Here is a 19,196-nt window from a genome sequence, read left to right as displayed (position 1 = left end):
GAAGGCTCGGGCCTTCCCTATGTCCTTTTCCGAACCGGGGCGACGGTGGTACGCCGCGCCCGCAAGACAAAGAACGACAGCCCATGGCATTCGACTTCCAACCACAGGTGATGCTGGATACGGCTCCGCTGCTGCTCGCCGGCGTGAAGCTCACCGTCCTCATCACGCTCGGCGGGCTCGCGCTGGGCTTTCTGCTCGGCGCAGTGGCGGGCCTTGCCAACTCGGGCCGCAAGGCGGCCTTCAAGGTTCCGGCCACCATCTATATTGAAGCCATCCGTGGCACGCCGCTCATCGTACAGGTCATGTTCCTCTATTTCGGCGTTCCTCTGGCCACCGGAATGCGCATCCCTCCCGAGACGGCGGGCATCCTTGCCATTGCCGTGAACTCCGGGGCCTACATCGCCGAAATCGTGCGAGGCGCCATCGCCTCCATCGACACGGGGCAGTCCGAGGCAGGCCGTTCCATCGGCCTCACACGCCTCCAGACCATGCTCTACATCATCTGGCCGCAAGCCTTCAGACGCATGATTCCGCCGCTGGGCAACCAGTTCATCATCTCCCTCAAGGATACTTCGCTGCTCGTCGTCATCGGCGTCGGCGAACTGACCCGGCAAGGGCAGGAGATCATCGCCGTCAACTTCCGCGCCTTCGAGGTGTGGCTCACCGTCGCCGTGTTCTACCTCGCCATGACCCTGAGCATCGCGTGGGCCCTGCGCCGTCTCGAGCGCAGCTTCTCGGCGCGCTCGGCACGCTAGTCACGCACGGCGTACCCGGAAGGGGCAGCTACAGCGAGCCTCTTCCGGTGCACGAACCGCACAGGAGTTTCCCATGACCCCCATGATAGAGATACGCAACCTGCACAAGTCGTACGGCGACCATCACGTGCTGCGCGGCATCGACCTCACCGTGAGAACCGGCGAGGTGGTCGTCGTCATCGGCCCTTCGGGGTCGGGCAAGTCGACGGCCCTGCGCTGCATCAACCGGCTTGAAGAAATCACGTCCGGTACCATCATCGTGGACGGCTACGACCTCTACGACCCCAAGACCGACATCAACCATGTGCGCACCGAGGCGGGCATGGTCTTTCAGCAGTTCAACCTCTTTCCGCACATGAGCGTGCTGGAGAACGTGACCATCGGCCCCGTCAAGGTGCGCCGCATGGCCCGGCAGGAGGCGCAGGCCCTCGGCCTGGCCCTGCTGGAAAAGGTGGGGCTGGCAGACAAGGCGCACGCCTACCCCGACCAGCTTTCAGGCGGGCAGAAGCAGCGCGTGGCCATCGCCCGTTCGCTGGCGATGCAACCGAAGGTGCTGCTGTTCGACGAACCGACCTCGGCCCTCGACCCCGAACTTGTGGGGGAGGTGCTTGAAGTCATGAAACAGCTGGCGCGTGAAGGCATGACCATGGTCGTGGTCACCCATGAGATGGGCTTCGCCCGCGAAGTGGCCGACAGGGTCATCTTCATCGACTACGGCAAGATTCAGGAGGAAGGCCCGCCGAACGAGCTTTTCGCCGACCCGAAGAACCCCCGCCTGCGGGAGTTTCTGGGCAAGGTCATCCATTAGACGACACCCTGCGGGACGGAGCGAACTCCGTCCCGCTCATGTTTCAGGCGGGTGGACACAGGGAAAGCCCGACATATGGGCTGAACGATGGAGCGTCCGCCCGGACAGGTCGTCAGGACGGCGAACGAGGGCACGACCGGACAAGCGTTCGGATGCATGGCCCGATGTGCCGCAAGAACGCTGACTCGCCCCGCAGCGGACTCACGCCCTGCCAATGGCTGGCGTGCTGCACGAAAGGCAGGTTCACCCCCTCGAAGAGGCCGACCGCGCAGCCCGGTCTCGCTTGGGCGAGAACCACGCGGCCAGCAGGAACAGCGCACAAGAGAAGAGCACCACCGCCGCCCCTGCGGGAACGTCGAGATACCACGCCACCAGCACTCCCCCCACGCCCGACAGGGCTCCGAAGAACATCGCCAGCAGGAACATGCGCCCGAGGCTGTAGGTGAGCTGATAGGCAGCGGCAGCGGGGCTCACCAGAAGGCTGTAGACCAGCAACCCGCCCACGCTGGGCAGGCACGCCGTGACCGTCACCCCGGTCTGCAGCAGGATGGCGTAGAACACCGCCGTGGCGGGTATGCCCACGGCAGCGGCCACAGAACGGTGGCACGCCACCGCCTGCACTTCCTTGAAGAACACCGCGACACCCACGACGGCGACTCCCGCCACCGCCGCAAGCAGCCACACGTCGCGGGGGCGCACGGTGAGTATCGACCCCCAGAACAGGTTCAGGGCCTCGGTCTTGGGGCCGGGCAACAGCCCCATGCACAGGACGGCGACACCTATCATGGCCGAGAAGACGATACCCACGGCGGTGTCGGGCGAAATCTCACCCCTGTCAGCCAGTGGCCCGACCACCAGTGCGGCGACCATGCTGCTGGCAAGGGCTGCGGGCAGCGAGGGCAGTCCGAAGGCCAGTGCCAGCAAGCCTCCGGCGAACGCGGCATGGGCGAGGCACACCCCGATGAACGTCAGCCGCATCAGCACGGCGAAGACCCCCGCCACGGAACAGGCCACTCCGGCGAGGGCGCCTGCGGCGAGGGCATGCAGCATGAAGGCATGATCGAACGGTGACGAACCCACGCGGCCTCCTAGAACAGAACCACGGGCCGAGGCCCGTGACGGATGATGTCGATGGGGGTTCCGTACAGGGCCGTCAGGCGTTCGGCGTCCAGTGCGTCCGCCACGGGCCCCGACCATGTCACACGGCCCTCTGCCATGCACACCACCCGGTCGGGCACGGTGCGCCGCGCCTCACCCTCGCCACCGTGATACAGGGCGTTGAGGTCGTGCGTGACCATCACCGTGGTCAGCGGGCGCGCCGTATGGCGGCGTTCGGCATGGATGTCGGCCACCAGCGCGAGGATGCCCCGCTGGGCATGCCAGTCGAGGGCCGAGGTGGGCTCATCCAGAAGCAGGATGTCGGGTTCCTGCGTGAGGGCACGGGCAATGGCCGCCCGCTGTCGCTCACCACCCGAACATTGCCCGAAGGGACGATGCGCCAGATGCGCGATACCCGTGCGTTCGAGGTGCGACAACGCAAGTTCGCGCAATGCCTTTCCGGGCCTGCGCCACAGCCCCAGCCTGCCGTAGCCGCCCACCATCACCGTCTCGAGAACGCTTATGGGCAGCCGTGCATCCACGTCCACCATCTGCGCAACGAGGGCGACACGCTTGCGCACCCGCCAGCCCCCGAAGGAGCGCATGTCGCACCCCAGCACCTCGGCCCTGCCGTTGCCGGGGCCGCCACTGCCGGGCCTGAAGAAGGCGGGCCTGAAAAAAGCGGGGCGGACGAAGCCGTTCATCACGCCGAGGAGTGTGGATTTTCCGGCCCCGTTGGGGCCGACCACGACCACGAATTCACCGGACTGCGCTTCGAACGACTCCACCGCGAGGATGCACCTGCCCCGCCGGACGACGGAGACCTCGCGCAGCGACACCACAGGCGCCGCGACGGCAGCCGGGGGCGCTGCCGGACCGCCATGCAAGGCGGACGAAGCAGGCGGACAGTCGGAGGAATACGCGGTGCACATGCCAGTTGCAGGCGTTTCAGGATGCACCGTGTTCATGGAAGGCCCACAGGCGCAGGACATGCGGTACGGAGTGTGGTCGATGCGACGGGTACCGGCGACATCGTACCCCCGTCGCCATGAGCCTCGGCAACCGAGACGCTGTCACGCAAGGCCCCCAGCACGATTTCGACGTTTCGGCGAAGCGACGACTCCCAGTCCGGCGCATCCGGGAACCCACCGGGGAAGTTGGTGAGCACCACATGCCGTGCACCGAGGTCAGCGGCAAGGGCCGCCCCTGCCCCGCCCGTGGATTGCAGGTTGTCCACGGCCAGCACCGCCCCGGCCTCGCGCGCGGCGGTCATGGCCCGCCCGAGGGCCTCTGCGCCCATCTCCTCGAAGCGCCCATAGTCGGCCACCACGCGCAAGCCCATCCACTCCAGCAACGGCCGTTGCATGGCGTCGGCAATGACAGGCTGACCCACGACTCCGGTGCGCTTCACGGCCTCGCGCACCTCTTCGCCCACGGCCCCGATGCGGGCAACTCGCTCACCACCGCGACGGGCGTAGTCTTCTGCGAACGCCGTATCGGCCTCTGCCAGCAGGGCGGTCACAGCAGCAGTACCGCGCGCCTGCACCTGTGGGAGCATCCAGTTTCCGGGGGCTTCGGGCACACGCACCTTGCCTGCCGCGCCTGCGTCGGTGGCGAGCATGGCCTTGATGTGACTCTGCCCGCGTTGCCAGTCGTGCAGCAGGATGATGTCGGCACGGGCGAAGGCTGCGATATCCGAGGCGCGCATGTCGTAATGCCCGGGGCACGCGGCCCCCGGAATGACGGTGCGCGTCTCCACGCGCGCGCCTCCCACGTCCTTGACCACGTCCTCGATGAGGGTCGTGCCCGTGAGCACCATGAGGCGTTCCGCAGCCCGCGCCTCTGAAGGGGCCATCATGAAGCACGAGAGCATCAGGATGACCAGCGCGGACGCCAAGGCCACAGGCCCGGCACACAAGGCCATGCCTCGCCCGACATCTGGATGTACTTCGTTCATATCGCCTCCTTCACGGGCTCATGTACCGTGCAATCCACCACTGAAAGCCGGCGGCGTGCCCGCCTGCACCGCGACCGGCGTGCCACTTCCGCAACGGTCGGCCTGCCCGGGATTAGGGACCGCGTCGGGCCGCAGCCAGCCAGCGGGTCACATTGATGCGTATAGGGGTATCGCGGGACCGCCGGTCTCAGCCGCGCCGCATGAAACGCACCAGCCCGTAAGTCCGGTCGGCGTCGTGCCACACCATGTCCACCTCGAAACCGGCGGCCTCTCCCAGTGCGCACAGGTCGCTGAAACGTTCCTGATGCCCGTGGCACGACCAGTGCCGATGCACCATGCCCACCTCTTCAGGCGTCAGGAAATGCCAGCGTTCCCGCCCGATGGCCTCCATGCGTGCCAGCATGGTCTCGCGCGTGTCGTCCTCGCCCATGATGGGGTCATGCGCCAGCACCATGCCACCGGGTGCCAGCAGTCCATGGGCCGTGTGCAGAAAGTCCGCCTTCAGGGCGCGCGGAAGGTGATGCAGGAACAGTCCCATCCACAGGACGTCGACACTGCCTTGCGACGTGTTCAGCGCAAGGCGGTAGTCGCCCTCGATGAGGGTCACCGGGCACCCCAGTGCGGCAAGATGCCGCCGCGCCTCGGCCAGCGCTGGCGCGGACGTATCCACCCCCGTGTAGGCCCCCACCGTGACGCCCTCGAGGGCCTGCACCACGTCGGCGGCCTCGCCGCATCCCACGTCGAGGATACGCAACGCGCCCCCCTGGCCCGGTGCACCGTGCGGGAGGGCTGCATCGCAGGCAAAGGCACGAAGCAAGCCGGAGAGCACACCATAGACGGCGGAGTGGTGCATGGCGTCGTTCTGTTTCAAGGCGGTGAACACCCGTCGCGCCTCGAAACCCGCCTCCACACCGGAACCGTTCCCTTCCGCGTCACCGGCGATGGCAGACTCCGCACCCTCCCCACCCGCTGAACCGCCCGCACGCCCTCCGGGCGTACCGGGCGTACCGGGCACGCCACCCTCCCCGGCGCGGCAAGTGCGCGGCTTGCGGGCGCGGGCGACGTACATGCCGGGGCCGTCGGTGATGGAACCTTCCACAAGGCCCGCGTCGTGCATCAGCCCACGCATGGTCGCATCATCGGGCAGCGCGTCTTCGGCCACGGCAGGATGCCCGCCGTGGTGTCGGGCGAGTTCGGCACGGCTCAACAGGTGGGCGATGACGACCTCGCCTCCGGGGCGCACCACCCGCGCCATCTCGCGCATGGCGGCTGGCTTGTCCGCGAAGTGGGGAAAGGCCGCGAAGCATACGACGCGGTCGAAGACGCCGTCACGGGCGGGAATGCGCATGGCCGTGGCCTGCACGCACAGCCCCTTGGCGTCGCGTTCCTTGCAGCCCGCACGGCGGACCATCTCGAAGGACACGTCGAAGGACAGGATGCGCCCTGCATCGCCCACGCCATCGCGAAGGTACGGGATGAGCACTCCCGTGCCCGTGCCCATGTCCAGCACGCAGTCACCGCGTTCCACGCCGAAACGCGGGACGAGCGCAGCCAGCCTCCGGCGTGCTTCAGGCGGGTAGCAGCGCTGCTCCCATGTGGCGGCACGTTCGTCGAAGAACCGTGAACGCGGGTCGGCCGACGCCTCGTGGCTGGCCTTCATGCTGCCAGCGGCAGAAGCGGATGCCGGGGTCGCAGCCCCGTGGAGAGGTGTCATTCCCTTTCGCTCCTCTTCGCGCCAAGGCGCGGTATGCCCGCCCCCCGCCGACATGCGGCAGGGGACGGGCGTCATCCCACAGTGCGGCGGCGAAAGCCGCCCCGGTCATGCTAGAAGGTCACGCTCAACCCCACCGTGGCACTGGAACCCGGCATACGGTAACCGGGGCGGTATTCGTAGTCCGAGTCGGTGATGTTCTCCAGCGCGAGGTAGACCTCTGCTTCCTTGATTTCCCACGGCGCGTAGTCGAAGACATAGGCGATGCGGCCGTTCACCACATGGTAGGGGTCGACCTCGCTCGCATTGACGGCATTCTCCGTGCGGCCCTGACTCAGTACCTGCTCGCCCGTCACATACTGTGCGTCGAGACTGAGCCTGAAGTGTTGCAGGAAGCGCCAGTTGAGGCCCGCGCTGAAGGTCCACTCGGGCGCATAGGGGAGGTCACTCGGGAAGGTGTCCAGCCATGTGGCCCCGGCGTACACCGAAAGGTCGGCGAAGGGGGTGTAGGTCAGGGTGCCCTCAAGCCCCTGGATGGTGAACGATTCGATGTTGCGGAACCGCTTCGGCGTTCCCTGCACCACCGCGTAACGGTCGGTTCCCTCATCCCAGAACGCGGTGAGGTCGGCCTTCACCTTGCCCCACAGCTTCTGGCTGACGCCCGCTTCGAAATGGTCGACGAGTTCGGGGTCGAGGTTCTTCCAGTCGTCACGGAAGGGGCCGCCCATGATGGGTGGAATGACGTTCTCGGAGAACACCGCCACGTTCAGACCGGGGTAGTTGACGCCGCGTGCGTAGCCCGCGTGAAGTTCCGTGTCGCGGTACCCGAAGACGAGTCCGGTATGGGGTGCCACCTGGTCGCCGAACTCGTTATGCGTGTAGAAACGCATCCCCGCCGAGGGAATGGCGTAGAAATCGTCACGGGAACCGAACTCGTGACTCACGGCGGCGTAGGGCGAGAAGAGGACGAAGTCCTCACGTTCGAACTCCGACGAGGTGCCGTTGTCGTTCTCGAAAAGGGCCTTGCCGCTCATGACGTCGTAGTCGAAGCCCGCCGTCACCTCACCGCCCTCCCACGCGCGAAACGCCTCGCGGGCGCGCAGCCCGTAGAGGTCCCAGTCGCTGATGGTCGTGTCGGCATTGCCCTTCTGCCCTGCCCAGTTGGCGTAGCCGTTGTTCCAGTAGACCTTGATGTGTCCGTCGGCATCGCCGTAGTCGTTGGCGAGGGTGATCACGTTGAGCACGTCGTCGGTGTAGAAACGCCCGTCGTTGCCCGTAGAGAGGCTGCTGCCGGGGTCGCGTGCCACGTTGCGCGTCACGTTGCCGAACCACGATACGTTCCAGTTCTCATACAGGTCGTAGCCGAGTCTGCCGAAGTAGTTCTCTATCTGCCCGTCGGAATGCTCACGGTGCCCGTCGGAGAGACGCACACTCTGTCCGGCGTAGTAGTCGACGCCACCCTGCTTGCCGCCGTGTTCCACCCCCTGCGTGAAGGTGTTGTAGCTGCCGTACGAGGTGAACAGGCGCGTGCGGTAGCCGTCTTCGGTCATGCGCTTGGGGATGACGTCGATGGCGGAGAAGGCGTTGCCGAATTCTGTGGGCTGCACCCCCTTGTACACGCGGATGGACTGTGCCGGGTCCATGGGCAGCATATCGAGCAAGGGATGGCTGAAGACAGGGTTGTAGCGCGGCACACCGTCGTACATGGTCATGATTTCGCTGCCGGGACGGCTGGAACCCATGCCCCGGATGAAGACACCACCGCCTTCGGCACCGCCGAACGACCCCACGGGATTGTAGCGGGAGATGTTCACGCCGGGGGTGCGTCGCAGGGCGGATGACATGTCCTGCGCGTTGAGGTCGGTAATCTGCTCCTGCGTGACCTCGGTGTACTGCCCCGCGTACCGTGTCACCTCGTTGCCTTCGATGATGGGCGCGGAGACCACCACCTCCTCTTCAAGCAATGTCGCCCCGCCGGATGCGGGGGGTGCGTCCTCTGCGTGTGCCGTACCGGCACAGACCATCGCCGCCAGTGCCAGTGCCGCCATCAGCCTCTTGCCCATGCTGCCTCCCGGTCGCCACACCCACGCCGCGCTTTCGCCAGACCCGAAAAAGGCCTGATGCGTCACACGGCTTGCCCATCAGTGTGACATTTTGATAGATGAATATGAGTTCAGTTCATACGAAAATATAATTCGTAACACACTGCTAGAGGCAATTCCAGCGCATGTCAACACGCAACAAACCGGGTTCATTGACGCACTCCGGGCGCGACCCCGGAAGGCTGGCGCGCGCCAATCCCCCCGTCGAAGAGGAGACGCCGGTCGTGTGCACGCCTCCGGCGTGGGACTGGGGAAACATGACGAGATGCCACGCCCGGGACGGGGCAACGGACGCAGTGCCACAATCGTGTGCTGATGGGCTTGTTGCCGCACAGCCGGAGGAATCGAAGAAGAACACCCCGCCAGCCGCAGGACAGCCGCTGCCGGACATGCCCTCCCTGCACACGGGTTGCAGCCGGAAGACCTTCACAGCAAAGGGCATGGGAACGCGACTTGCCAGCTGGCGCGGGGTGTGGGGTTCGGTACTCGTCCACCTGTGCGCCGTGGCGACACTGGTAGCCGCCCCCCTTGGGGGCAGCACCATCACGTCCTCGTCGACGGGGCACATGATGGTCAGCCTCGCAAGCCTGCCGGGTGGCGCAGGGCAGGGCACATCGGGGGCACCTGCTGAACCTTCGGGGCGCATGTCCCGTGAATCAGCCACGCCCCACCCTTCACAGCAGACGCAGCAAGAGACGGTAACGCGACCGGAAACCACGCCCACCCAACGCAGCCAAGCCGCCAAGACAAGCCCGAGGGACATCGCGCCCCGACACGACAAGCGGCCCGAGAAGCGAGTAGACAATCGGCCCGAAATGAAAACTGCACAGCCCGCCCCGAAACCTGTGCCCGAAAAGCCCACCGCCGCGACGACACACCCTAGCGATACGACGGCAACAGACGTCACCTCACCGCCCGACACGCCTGCGCATGAAGCCACTGCCCCGGCATCCGCAACAAAGGCGACATCGGGGACACCAGCCAACGCTGCCCCGCGCAGTGGCAACGACGGCACCGGCGACATCACCGGCGACAACAGCGGCAGCGGCAGCGGCGAAACCGCCAAGACAGGGCAAGGCAAGTCGTCAGGGCACGGCGAGGCAGGTCCGGCAACCCCCTTCGGGTATGCCCTCGCCGACGTGGACGCCCCCCCGTCCGTCTGCAGCAAGGTGCCCCCGGACTACCCGCGCCGGGCACGCCGTACAGGGACCGAGGGCCGGGTCGTGCTGCGCCTTCTGGTGCATGAGAACGGTGCCCCCGGTCACCTTTCCGTCGTGGAATCCACCCCGCCCGGCATCTTCGACCAGAGCGCCATGGAGGCTGTGGCCCGGTGGCGCTTCGCCCCCGGCAGACGCGAAGGACGCGCCGTACCCACATGGGTACTGCTGCCCGTCCGCTTCGACCTCGCCAGCCGCTGACTCCCGCCCCCGTCACTCCTTCTGCCCCAAGGGGTACAGGGGACGATTTCCTCTTGTGCCCGACGCCCATACATGGCAGAACCCCCCCTGAACACAATGGTGCGCCAGCCGCACCCAGACCCACCGGACAACATGAACAGAACCTACCGTATCCTCCGCGCCGGGCTTCCCGGCCGCCGCACACGCCGCCCGGCAACGGGTCGAACGTCGTGCGCCCAGGCGTCCGCCAGTGACGCCCGGGGCCGTGCCATAAGTATGCACGCGCCCTGCACCCGGTAGGCGTCACCCACCTCCGTTTCACCAGTCCGCCCCCGGACCGACGCCCGACCCCGGAGCAGGAGCGCATATAGCGCACCGGCACCGGGCTTCGTTTGCCACCCCCTAACAGACGGCGGGTATCTCCCGCCGGAGCAAGGCATGGCGGAAAAGGACAACATCATTGAATTGCGCGGCGTCACGAAGAACTTCGAAGACACCTGCGCACTCGACAATATCGACCTCGAAATCCGTAACGGCGAATTCCTGACGCTGCTCGGCCCTTCGGGCTGCGGCAAGACCACCATCCTGCGGCTCATCTCCGGCTTCGAGAAGCCCGATGCGGGTGTCATCACCCTCAAGGGACAGCGCATGGATGACGCCCCGCCCGAGGCGCGGCAGGTCAACACGGTGTTCCAGAACTACGCGCTCTTCCCGCACATGTCGGTGCGCGAGAACGTGGGGTTCGGCCTGCGGATGCAGCGTCGCCCCAAGGACGAGATCGCCCGGCGCGTGCACGACGCCCTGCGCATGGTGCATCTCGAAGCCCACGCCGACCGCCGCCCCCGCCAGCTTTCGGGCGGGCAGCAGCAGCGCGTGGCCATCGCCCGCGCCGTGGTCAACAACCCGCTGGTGCTGCTGCTCGACGAACCGTTCAGCGCACTCGACTACAAGCTGCGCAAGCAGATGCAGCTCGAGATCAAGCACCTGCAACGGCAGCTCGGCATCACCTTCGTCTTCGTCACCCACGATCAGGAAGAGGCATTTGCCATGTCCGACCGTGTGGTGGTCATGAACGACGGCAAGATCGAACAGATAGGCTCGCCGCAGGAAATCTACGAAGAACCCGCCAACCTGTACGTGGCGCGCTTCGTGGGTGAGATCAACATCCTGAACGCGGTCATCGCCGCGAACCACGGCGACGGGCTGTACGATGCCGTCATCGAGGGAGTGACCTTCCCGATACGCAGCCAGCGCACCTTCGCCCCCGGCGACAAGGTGAACGTGCTGCTGCGCCCCGAAGACCTGCGCGTGTACACCCTCACCGAAGACCGCCCCGCGGGGCCGCATCTCACCGGACGCATCGAGGAGTCGGTGTACAAGGGTGCCACGGTGGACCTCATCGTCACCCTCTCCGATGGTCGCAGGCTCATGGCTGCCGAGTTCTTCAACGAGGACGACGTCGACATCAACTACAATCCCGGCGAGACCGTCACGGTGAGCTGGGTCGACGGCTGGGAGGTCGTGCTGCCCGATGGCGAAGCGTAACGCCTTCCGCAACGCGAGCATCGCAGTCGTGGCGCTGTGGCTGGGGCTCTTCGCCCTGCTGCCCAACGCGGGGCTGCTGCTCGTCACCGTGCTGCAACGGGGCGAACAGGACTTCGTGGAACCCGTGTTCACGCTGGCCAACTACGCCCGCCTCTTCGACCCCACCTTCCTGCGCATCCTGTGGGACAGCATCGCGCTGGCGGCCACAAGCACCTTCGTGTGCCTGCTGGTGGGCTACCCCTTCGCCTACCGCATCGCCATGGCGCGGCGCAGCGTCCGCCCGTGGTTCCTGCTGCTGGTCATCATCCCCTTCTGGACCAACTCGCTCATCCGCACCTACGCGCTCATCATCCTGCTCAAGTCGCAGGGGCTGGTCAGCGACGTGCTGCTCTTCCTCGGCTTCATCGACGCCCCCATATCGCTCATGTACAGCGATCTCGCAGTGTTCGTGGGTCTCACCTACACGTTGCTGCCGTTCATGATCCTGCCGCTGTACGTCTCCATCGACAAACTCGACCGGAAACTCCTCGATGCGGCCAAGGACCTTGGCGCAGGCAGTCTGCGCGCCTTCTGGCACGTGACGCTGCCGCTCACCATGCCCGGCATCGTGGCGGGTTCCATGCTTGTCTTCCTGCCTTCGCTGGCCTGCTTCTACATCCCGGAGATTCTGGGCGGGGCCAAGGCCATGCTCATCGGCAACTTCATCAAGAACCAGTTCCTCGTGGCGCGTGACTGGCCGCTGGGCGCCGCCGCGAGCACCATCCTCACGCTGCTTCTCGTGCTGCTCATCGTGGCGTGGTGGCTGGCAAGCCGCCGGGTGGCCGCGCGCGAGAAGCACGAACAGGATGCAGCGCTGTTCACGGAGGCCGGGTAGCCATGTTCATGCGTCGTCTCGGCATGGCGTGGGTATGGCTGGTCTATGCCTTCCTGTACCTGCCCATCCTCGTGGTCATCGTCTATTCGTTCAACGCCTCGAAGTACTCCACGGCGTGGAGCGGTTTCACCCTCGACTGGTACGCGAAGTTGCTCGCCAACACGCCCCTCGTCGACGCGGCCCTGAATTCGCTCTCGGTGGCCACACTCTCGGCCACGCTCGCCACCCTTCTGGGCTCGCTGGCGGCCATGTGCCTGCACCGCTACCGCTTTCCGGGGCGCAAGGTGCTGCACAGTTCCATCTACGTGCTCACCGTGTCGCCTGACATCGTCATGGGCATCTCGCTGCTCATCTTCTTCATCGCACTGCGCATGGAGCTCGGCTTCGTCACCCTGCTCATCGCGCACACCACGCTGGGCCTGCCCTTCGTCACCGTGACGGTGCTGGCCCGCCTTGCCGAGTTCGACGAGCACCTCGTGGAGGCCGCGCGCGACCTCGGAGCCTCTGAAGCCGCAGCCTACCGCCACATCATCCTGCCGCTCACCCTGCCCGCCGTGGCCGCCGGGTGGCTGCTGTCGTTCACCCTCTCCATGGACGACGTGCTCATCAGCTTCTTCGTCACCGGCCCCTCCTTCGAGGTGCTGCCGCTGAAGATCTATTCCATGGTCCGTCTTGGCGTGAAGCCCGACATCAACGCGCTCTCGGCCGTCATGTTCGGGGTAACCATCGTACTGGTCCTGCTGGCGCAGGCCCTGACCAACATGAGGAGGAAGTAGGATGCAGAGACTGCTTGCGACCGTCGTCATGCTGCTGCTCTGGACCGGCGTCGCCGTCAGTGCCGAGCCCAAGGTGCTCAACGTCTTCAACTGGTCGGAATACGTTCCGCAGACGGTGCTCGACCGCTTCACCAAGGAGACGGGCATCAAGGTGGTGTACACCACCTACGAATCGAACGAGGCCATGTACGCCAAGATCAAGCTCTTGCGCGGCAAGGGCTACGACATCGTGGTGCCCTCCACCTACTTCATCGACATGATGCGCAAGGACGGCCTGCTGGCGAAAATCGACAGGGCCAAGCTCACCAACTACGCCAACCTCGACCCGCGCGTGCTGCATCAGCCCTTCGACCCGCAGAACGAGTTCAGCGTGCCCTACATGTGGGGCAACACCGGCCTGATGGTGAACCGCAAGGTCGTCGACCCTGCCACCATCTCCAGCTGGAACGACCTCTTCCGCCCCGAGTTCAAGGGTGGGGTCATCCTCTCCGACGACCTGCGCGACACCTTCGGCATCGCGCTCAAGGCGCTGGGATACTCGGTCAACTCCACCAGCGAAGCCGAGATAAAGGCCGCCTACGAATGGCTGCTCAAGCTGAAGCCCTCGGTACGCGTCTTCGACGTGACCGCCACCAAGCAGGCGTTCATCGCCGAAGAGGTGAAGGGCGGCATGAGCTGGAACGGTGACGCCTTCATCGCCATGAACGAGAACCCCGACCTCGCCTTCGTCTACCCGAAGGAAGGCCTGCCGCTGTGGGTGGACAGCCTTGCCATCCCCATCGGGGCCGAGCACAAGGACAACGCCCACAAGTTCATCGACTTCCTGCTGCGCCCCGACATCGCCAAGCTGTGTGTCGAGGAATACAACTACTCGACGCCCAATCTCGCGGCCCAGAAGATTCTCGACGCCAGGCACGCGCAAAGCCGCGCCACGTCCCCCACCGACGCCGACCTGAAGAACTCCGAGTTCACCAACGGCGTGGGCAAGGCTCTCGACGTATACGAGAAGTACTGGGAGATGCTGAAGACCGCCGACTAGCCTGAAACGACATCCGCAAACGAGAAGGCCGGTTCGTGAGAACCGGCCTTTTTCCGTTCACCTGTTCCACCGCCGTCCACCGCGAGAGACAGGCGGACGGGAACGGCGCATGGTGCAAGCAGCGCCTCCGTCCCAAAGCCCTACGCCGTGCGCAACGTCTCCATGACGCCCCGGAGTTCCTGCGCATGGCGTGCCAGTTCATGGACGGCGCTGCGGGCCTCGTCCATGCCCGTCATGGTCTCCATGGACACCCTCTCCGCCTCGTCCACGGCATCCAGTGCGAGACGACTCGCCGCGGCCTGCGCATCGACGGCACCGGAGATATCGCGCACTTCATCGGCGGCCACCCGCGTCTTGCCCATGATGCCCTGCAGCACCTCTTCAGAGGCCCGCACATGCGACGAGGCCTCCTCGACCGCGGCCACGGCACGTTCGACCTGTTCGACACTGGCGCGGGTGCCGTCCTGTATGGCACGCACCACGTCGCCGACCTCGCGCGTGGCGTTCATGGTCTTCTCTGCGAGTTTGCGCACTTCGTCGGCGACGACGGCGAAGCCCCGTCCGGCATCGCCTGCACGGGCCGCCTCGATGGCCGCGTTGAGTGCCAGAAGGTTCGTCTGGTCGGCGATGTCACCGATGACCCCCATGATGGCCCCGATACCCCCGGCACGGCGTCCGAGTTCGTCCATGCCGTCACGCATCCGCCCGGTCTGGTCGAGTACCACGGCGATGGCGCGCATGGAGCGCTCGACGGCGGCCCCGCCTTCCAAGGCCTGTTCGCTGGCGGCACCGGCCCCTTCAGCGGCGGTTACGGCCTTTGAACGCACGGCCTCACCGCCCGCACTCATCTCTTCCACCCGCCCTGCGACACGCGCCAGCGCATCGCGCTGCTGCATCGCCCCGCCGCTCACCTGTTCGACCTGCGCGGCCAGTTGCGAGGCTGCGGCACCCAGCCTTTCGACCACGCCGCTGATGCTCGATGCCGCCTGTTGCATACCTTCGGCGGTAGCCTGCGCTGCGGCCTTGCGCGCAGCCACGGCGTCGGCCACGGCGGCCACGGCGCGTTCATGCTGGGTCTCCGCGTCGCGCTGTGCCGCTTCAGAGCGCGCGACCAGTCCTGCGAGGCCATCCACCATGGAGGCCAACGAAGCCGCCAGTGTCGCGAATTCCGCCGTGTAGCGCCCTTCGAGAGGGGCGGTTGCCCCCTCCTGGGCCACGGAACGCGTGTATTCCACCAGCTGGGACAAGGGACGCGTCACCGAACGCACCGTGAGCCACGACAGCACCAGGGCGAAAAGCACCGCCGCCAGACTCAGCCCCAACGCTCGCGTCCGGCGTGCCTCGTAGTCGGCGATACGCACCTTGAGCAGCACGTCGAGTTCACGGGCCGAGGTCTCCCACAGGGCCAGTGTCGCGGCCTCGCTTGCCGCCACGGCACGTGTGAAGCCGGCCGTGTCGGCGCTGCCTCCTCCGGCGAGGTTGTCCATGATTCGCAGTAGGCCCGTGGTCTCTGCCCTGTAGCGGGTCAACGCACCGTCGACAGCCCCGCGCAACGACGCCGAAGCCCCGTAGAATTGGGCGTCCTCGTTGAGTGCCGTGGCAAGCGACCCTTCGATACGCGCCATGTCCGACTCGCGCAGATGGGCCGCCAGTACGGCCAGTTCCATCCTTGCCGCCGGAGAATCGTCCCCGGCCAGAAGGTCCCGCCCTCTGGCAGCGATGACGCCAAGCCGGTCGAGGGTCTGTGGCAGCGCCAGCAGCACCACGTCCATGAGGTAGTAGCTGTCGAGGTCGGGGTCGAGGATGAGGTTCGAGGTGTCACCTGCATGCGTGATGGCGGTGCGCACGTCTGCCACCAGCGCAAGCGTCGCCTCTTCGGCCTTCTCCGGGGGCATGGCCCGCCAGCCGTCGCGTACGCCGCGCCATCGCGCGGCAAGACGGGTGGGGTGCACACCTTCACGCTTGCGCAGGGCCAGCCCTTCGTCGGTGAATTGCAGGGCCTCACCCGCTTCGGCGTTGACTTCGTCCAGATGCTGCATCGCCCTGTCGACGTTGCCAGCGGCACGTTGCACCGCCTGCGCGTCCCCCGTCCGGACGGCACGCCCCACCTCATGAAGCGGAGACAGCATGGACACGAGCGGACGCAGGTAGGCATCACCGTGCAACTCCAGCGTGGCGAAACGGATGCCCGCATTGAAGCCCTCCACCGTGAACCACAGCAACACGGCGAGGGGCACTCCGAAGGCAAGCACAACCCCCGCAAGCCGGGTTCCCACGCGCGCGTTCTTCACGACTCCCAGCATGTAGCACCCTCCGTGAAATTACAATATCGCAAATCTAATGCATTCTTTGCACGACATCTATGCCTCTTAAAATACAAACATGTCAAATGCGACTTGCACGCCACGGCTCGCCACGACAGAATCGTCACCACAACGTCAGGCAGCGACACCGGTCAGCCACCGCACCGGCACACGGCGGGCGCATCCCCTCTCCATACACCCCGAACGCCCGCCAGCAGGCAAGGAGGAGGCATGTCCGCAGACACCCTGAAGGTCGACCTGCATGTCCATTCCCGCTTTTCGACCCGTCCATCGCAATGGCTGTTGCAGAAGCTAGGCTGTTCGGAAAGCTACACCGCACCGCAAGCCATCTACGACATCGCCCGCAAGCGGGGCATGGACCTTGTCACCATCACCGACCACAACACCATCGCCGGCAGCCTTGAAATCGCCCACCTGCCGGGAGCCTTCATCAGCGAGGAGGTCACCACCTACTTCCCCGAAGACGGTTGCAAGATACACGTGCTGGCGTGGAACATCACAGAGGCGCAACACGGTGAAATCACCATGCTGCGCCCCAACGTCTACGACCTCGTCGACTATCTCGTGGCCACCGGCATTCCCCATGCCTGCGCCCATGCCATGTACTCCATGAACGAACGCCTCACCGTGAGCCACATGGAGAGACTGCTGCTGCTCTTCAGGGTGTTCGAACTGAACGGCTCGCGCGACGCCTACCAGAACGCCATTCTCCGCGACCTGCTACGTGGCCTGACACCACAGACCATGGACGCCATGGCCGAGCGCCACGACCTCGCCCCCCGCATGGACATGCCCTGCGTGAAGCACCTCATGGCCGGGTCGGACGACCACTCGTCGCTCAACATCGCCCGTAGCCACACCACCGTGCGCGGCGTGCGGGGAGAGGGGCTGGCGCGCGTCGAAAGCCTGCTTGAAGGCGTCATGCAGGGTCGCGGAGAACAGGCTGGCACGGACGCCTCGCCCGAGACCATGGCCCACAACCTCTATGCCATCGCCTACCAGTTCTATAAGCAGCGCTTCCAGCTGGCGCGGCATGTGGGTTTCGACCCGTTGCTGCGCTTCGCCGACCACGCACTCACCGCCACACCTGAACCCTCCGGGGGGCTGCTGGCACGGCTGCACGGACTCATCCACTTCCGCCGCCCGCGGCGGGCGACCACATCACGCTCCGTACAAGAGCACCTGCGCCACGAAGCTTTGCGGATCATCAGCGACGACGTCGAATTGCAGGCACTCGCCGCAGGTGACGGTGCCACTGGACACGAGGTCGAACAGGCATGGATGCGCTTCGTCGACCGCGCGTCGGACAAGGTGCTCAGGCATTTCGCCGACACGCTGCTGGACAACGCCGTCGGTGCAGACCTTTTCAGCGTCTTTCAGGTCATCGGGTCGGCCGGGTCGCTGTATGCCATCCTGTCGCCCTACTTCGTGGCCTACACCCTGTTCACGAAAGACAGGGCCTTCGCCCGCCAGTGCGCCGCCCACTTCCTGCCCGCACACGGCGAACGCGAACGGCTGCATGTGGGGCATTTCACCGACACCTTCTACGATGTGAACGGGGTGGCCCGCACCCTGCAGACGCAACTGGACATGGCGATCAAACACGGCAAGCGCCTGCAGGTGCTCACCTGTGCCCCGCCGGACGAGGTGCAGCAGCCCTTCGCCGGACGCGCCGACGTACGCACCTTCACGCCCACGGGGGCATTCGCCATGCCCGAATACCCCGAACTGAAGCTCCACTATCCGCCCATGCTCCGCATCCTGCGCCACTGCTATGATGCAGGGTTCACCCACCTGCACTCGGCCACACCCGGGCCCATGGGGCTTGTGGCCCTCGCCGTGGCGCGCATACTGAAACTCCCCATTCACGGCACCTACCACACGGCCTTCCCGCAATACGTGATGCAACTCACCGAAGACGCAGGGCTCGAAGAGGCCATGTGGCAGTACATGATCTGGTACTACGGGCAGATGGACAAGGTGTATGTGCCGTCGCTCGCCACCGGCGACGAACTCGTCGCCCGGGGCATCCCGCGAGAACGCATCGTCTTCTATCCGCGCGGCATCGATACGCAGGCGTTCAGCCCCGTTCACCGCAACGGCTACTTCAACGCACACCCGCAAGCCGCAGGACGCACCCGCCTGCTCTATGTGGGCCGCCTCTCCCGCGAGAAGAACCTGCACATCCTCGCCGAGGCCTTTCGCACGGCATGCGCCCAGAATCCGGGGCTGGCCCTCGTACTGGTGGGCGACGGGCCCATACGCGACGAACTGGCACGCACCCTCACCGACCTTCCCGTCATCTTCACCGGGTACATCGAGGGCGACGCACTGGCTGAAGCGTATGCATCGTCGGACATATTCGTCTTCCCGTCCGGCACCGACACCTTCGGCAACGTCGTGCTCGAGGCTCAGGCTTCGGGCCTGCCTGTCATCGTCACCGACCGGGGCGGACCCAGAGAGAACCTGTTGCCCGGCCGCACCGGATGCATCGTCCCCGAAGGCGAGGCCGACGCCCTCTCCGCAGCCATGCTCGACCTTGCGGCAGACCCCGTCCGGCTGGGACGCATGAGTGCCGAGGCACGCGCGTACGCCGAAAGCCGCTCGTTCGAATCGGCGTTCACCCGGCAATGGGAGTTGTACAGGGAGGTCGCCGCCTGACACGCCAGAGACATCGCTGCGCAGTGCAGCCGCCAGCCTGCGGGCGACAGCATCTCTGCATCAGTGGGCATCATGTGGCTTCAGGGGGCAGGGGCTTGCAGGTGCCATACACCAGAGCACGAAGAGCCCCCGTCCTCCCCTCTGCGTCA

The 19,196-nt window shown here is 65.8% G+C and carries 14 protein-coding genes; 8 read left to right on the top strand and 6 right to left on the bottom strand.

Going from position 1 to position 19,196, the window contains the following annotated elements; genetic code table 11:
• The first annotated feature begins 83 nt into the window (after positions 1-83).
• Positions 84-755: an ABC transporter permease subunit gene (locus DVU_RS00535; RefSeq protein ID WP_010937417.1), complete on the top strand. Its 672-nt coding sequence runs from the start codon at positions 84-86 to the stop codon at positions 753-755.
• A gap of 73 nt (positions 756-828) precedes the next feature.
• The gene (locus DVU_RS00530) at positions 829-1,563 is read left to right on the top strand and encodes an amino acid ABC transporter ATP-binding protein (RefSeq protein WP_010937416.1); all 735 of its coding nucleotides are present in this window, start codon (positions 829-831) and stop codon (positions 1,561-1,563) included.
• A 243-nt stretch (positions 1,564-1,806) separates the two neighbouring features.
• Here the strand turns inward: DVU_RS00530 and DVU_RS00525 are convergent, their stop codons facing one another.
• From DVU_RS00525 to DVU_RS00505, 5 genes are all read right to left on the bottom strand, one after another.
• Positions 1,807-2,643 (bottom strand): metal ABC transporter permease, encoded by an 837-nt coding sequence (locus DVU_RS00525; RefSeq protein ID WP_010937415.1) that lies wholly within the window; start codon positions 2,641-2,643, stop codon positions 1,807-1,809.
• A gap of 8 nt (positions 2,644-2,651) precedes the next feature.
• A complete protein-coding gene (locus DVU_RS00520; RefSeq protein ID WP_014524191.1) occupies positions 2,652-3,629 on the bottom strand; it encodes an ABC transporter ATP-binding protein in 978 nt (325 codons plus the stop codon).
• Positions 3,626-4,618, bottom strand: a complete 993-nt coding sequence (locus DVU_RS00515) for a metal ABC transporter solute-binding protein, Zn/Mn family (protein WP_010937413.1) — start codon at positions 4,616-4,618, stop codon at positions 3,626-3,628. Before DVU_RS00515 ends, DVU_RS00520 begins: the two co-directional genes overlap by 4 nt.
• Before the next feature lie 187 nt (positions 4,619-4,805).
• Complete coding sequence (locus DVU_RS00510) at positions 4,806-6,332, bottom strand: class I SAM-dependent methyltransferase (RefSeq protein WP_010937412.1); 1,527 nt, start codon at positions 6,330-6,332, stop codon at positions 4,806-4,808.
• Between the two features lie 110 nt (positions 6,333-6,442).
• Entirely contained in the window at positions 6,443-8,392 is a 1,950-nt protein-coding gene (locus DVU_RS00505) for a TonB-dependent receptor (RefSeq protein WP_010937411.1), read from the bottom strand.
• Between the two features lie 164 nt (positions 8,393-8,556).
• Between DVU_RS00505 and DVU_RS00500 the strand changes: the two genes are divergently transcribed.
• The 5 genes from DVU_RS00500 to DVU_RS00480 all read left to right on the top strand — a co-directional run bounded on the left by DVU_RS00500 (position 8,557) and on the right by DVU_RS00480 (position 14,062).
• Positions 8,557-9,849, top strand: coding sequence for an energy transducer TonB (locus DVU_RS00500; protein WP_014524190.1), 1,293 nt, complete (start codon positions 8,557-8,559; stop codon positions 9,847-9,849).
• A 417-nt stretch (positions 9,850-10,266) separates the two neighbouring features.
• The gene (gene potA / locus DVU_RS00495) at positions 10,267-11,373 is read left to right on the top strand and encodes a spermidine/putrescine ABC transporter ATP-binding protein PotA (RefSeq protein ID WP_010937409.1); all 1,107 of its coding nucleotides are present in this window, start codon (positions 10,267-10,269) and stop codon (positions 11,371-11,373) included.
• A complete protein-coding gene (locus tag DVU_RS00490; protein ID WP_010937408.1) occupies positions 11,360-12,247 on the top strand; it encodes an ABC transporter permease subunit in 888 nt (295 codons plus the stop codon). The genes potA and DVU_RS00490 overlap by 14 nt, the downstream gene beginning before the upstream one ends.
• A gap of 2 nt (positions 12,248-12,249) precedes the next feature.
• A complete protein-coding gene (potC, locus tag DVU_RS00485) occupies positions 12,250-13,023 on the top strand; it encodes a spermidine/putrescine ABC transporter permease PotC (protein ID WP_010937407.1) in 774 nt (257 codons plus the stop codon).
• Position 13,024: 1 nt separating this feature from the next.
• Positions 13,025-14,062 carry an ABC transporter substrate-binding protein gene (locus tag DVU_RS00480; protein WP_010937406.1) on the top strand — a complete coding sequence of 346 codons (1,038 nt, stop codon included), beginning with the start codon at positions 13,025-13,027 and terminating at the stop codon, positions 14,060-14,062.
• 140 nt (positions 14,063-14,202) lie between these two features.
• Here the strand turns inward: DVU_RS00480 and DVU_RS00475 are convergent, their stop codons facing one another.
• Positions 14,203-16,365 carry a methyl-accepting chemotaxis protein gene (locus DVU_RS00475; protein ID WP_010937405.1) on the bottom strand — a complete coding sequence of 721 codons (2,163 nt, stop codon included), beginning with the start codon at positions 16,363-16,365 and terminating at the stop codon, positions 14,203-14,205.
• A gap of 231 nt (positions 16,366-16,596) precedes the next feature.
• Between DVU_RS00475 and DVU_RS00470 the strand changes: the two genes are divergently transcribed.
• A complete protein-coding gene (locus DVU_RS00470; protein WP_010937404.1) occupies positions 16,597-19,047 on the top strand; it encodes a glycosyltransferase in 2,451 nt (816 codons plus the stop codon).
• Positions 19,048-19,196: the final 149 nt, after the last annotated feature.

Origin of the sequence: Nitratidesulfovibrio vulgaris str. Hildenborough (assembly GCF_000195755.1) — a bacterium.
In the GTDB taxonomy this organism is placed as follows: Bacteria; Desulfobacterota; Desulfovibrionia; order Desulfovibrionales; family Desulfovibrionaceae; genus Nitratidesulfovibrio; species Nitratidesulfovibrio vulgaris.
The sequence above is the reverse complement of the archived record's forward strand: the minus strand, read 5'-3'. Positions and strand labels throughout refer to the sequence as shown.

Excerpts from the sequence above, each read along its gene's own strand:
- potA (WP_010937409.1), top strand. The coding sequence starts at position 10,267 with ATGGCGGAAAAGGACAACATCATTGAATTGCGCGGCGTCACGAAGAAC.
- DVU_RS00470 (WP_010937404.1), top strand. The coding sequence starts at position 16,597 with ATGTCCGCAGACACCCTGAAGGTCGACCTGCATGTCCATTCCCGCTTT.
- DVU_RS00480 (WP_010937406.1), top strand. The coding sequence starts at position 13,025 with ATGCAGAGACTGCTTGCGACCGTCGTCATGCTGCTGCTCTGGACCGGC.
- potC (WP_010937407.1), top strand. The coding sequence starts at position 12,250 with ATGTTCATGCGTCGTCTCGGCATGGCGTGGGTATGGCTGGTCTATGCC.
- DVU_RS00490 (WP_010937408.1), top strand. The coding sequence starts at position 11,360 with ATGGCGAAGCGTAACGCCTTCCGCAACGCGAGCATCGCAGTCGTGGCG.
- DVU_RS00535 (WP_010937417.1), top strand. The coding sequence starts at position 84 with ATGGCATTCGACTTCCAACCACAGGTGATGCTGGATACGGCTCCGCTG.
- DVU_RS00475 (WP_010937405.1), bottom strand. The coding sequence starts at position 16,365 with ATGCTGGGAGTCGTGAAGAACGCGCGCGTGGGAACCCGGCTTGCGGGG.
- DVU_RS00515 (WP_010937413.1), bottom strand. The coding sequence starts at position 4,618 with ATGAACGAAGTACATCCAGATGTCGGGCGAGGCATGGCCTTGTGTGCC.
- DVU_RS00510 (WP_010937412.1), bottom strand. The coding sequence starts at position 6,332 with ATGACACCTCTCCACGGGGCTGCGACCCCGGCATCCGCTTCTGCCGCT.
- DVU_RS00530 (WP_010937416.1), top strand. The coding sequence starts at position 829 with ATGACCCCCATGATAGAGATACGCAACCTGCACAAGTCGTACGGCGAC.
- DVU_RS00505 (WP_010937411.1), bottom strand. The coding sequence starts at position 8,392 with ATGGGCAAGAGGCTGATGGCGGCACTGGCACTGGCGGCGATGGTCTGT.
- DVU_RS00500 (WP_014524190.1), top strand. The coding sequence starts at position 8,557 with ATGTCAACACGCAACAAACCGGGTTCATTGACGCACTCCGGGCGCGAC.
- DVU_RS00520 (WP_014524191.1), bottom strand. The coding sequence starts at position 3,629 with ATGAACACGGTGCATCCTGAAACGCCTGCAACTGGCATGTGCACCGCG.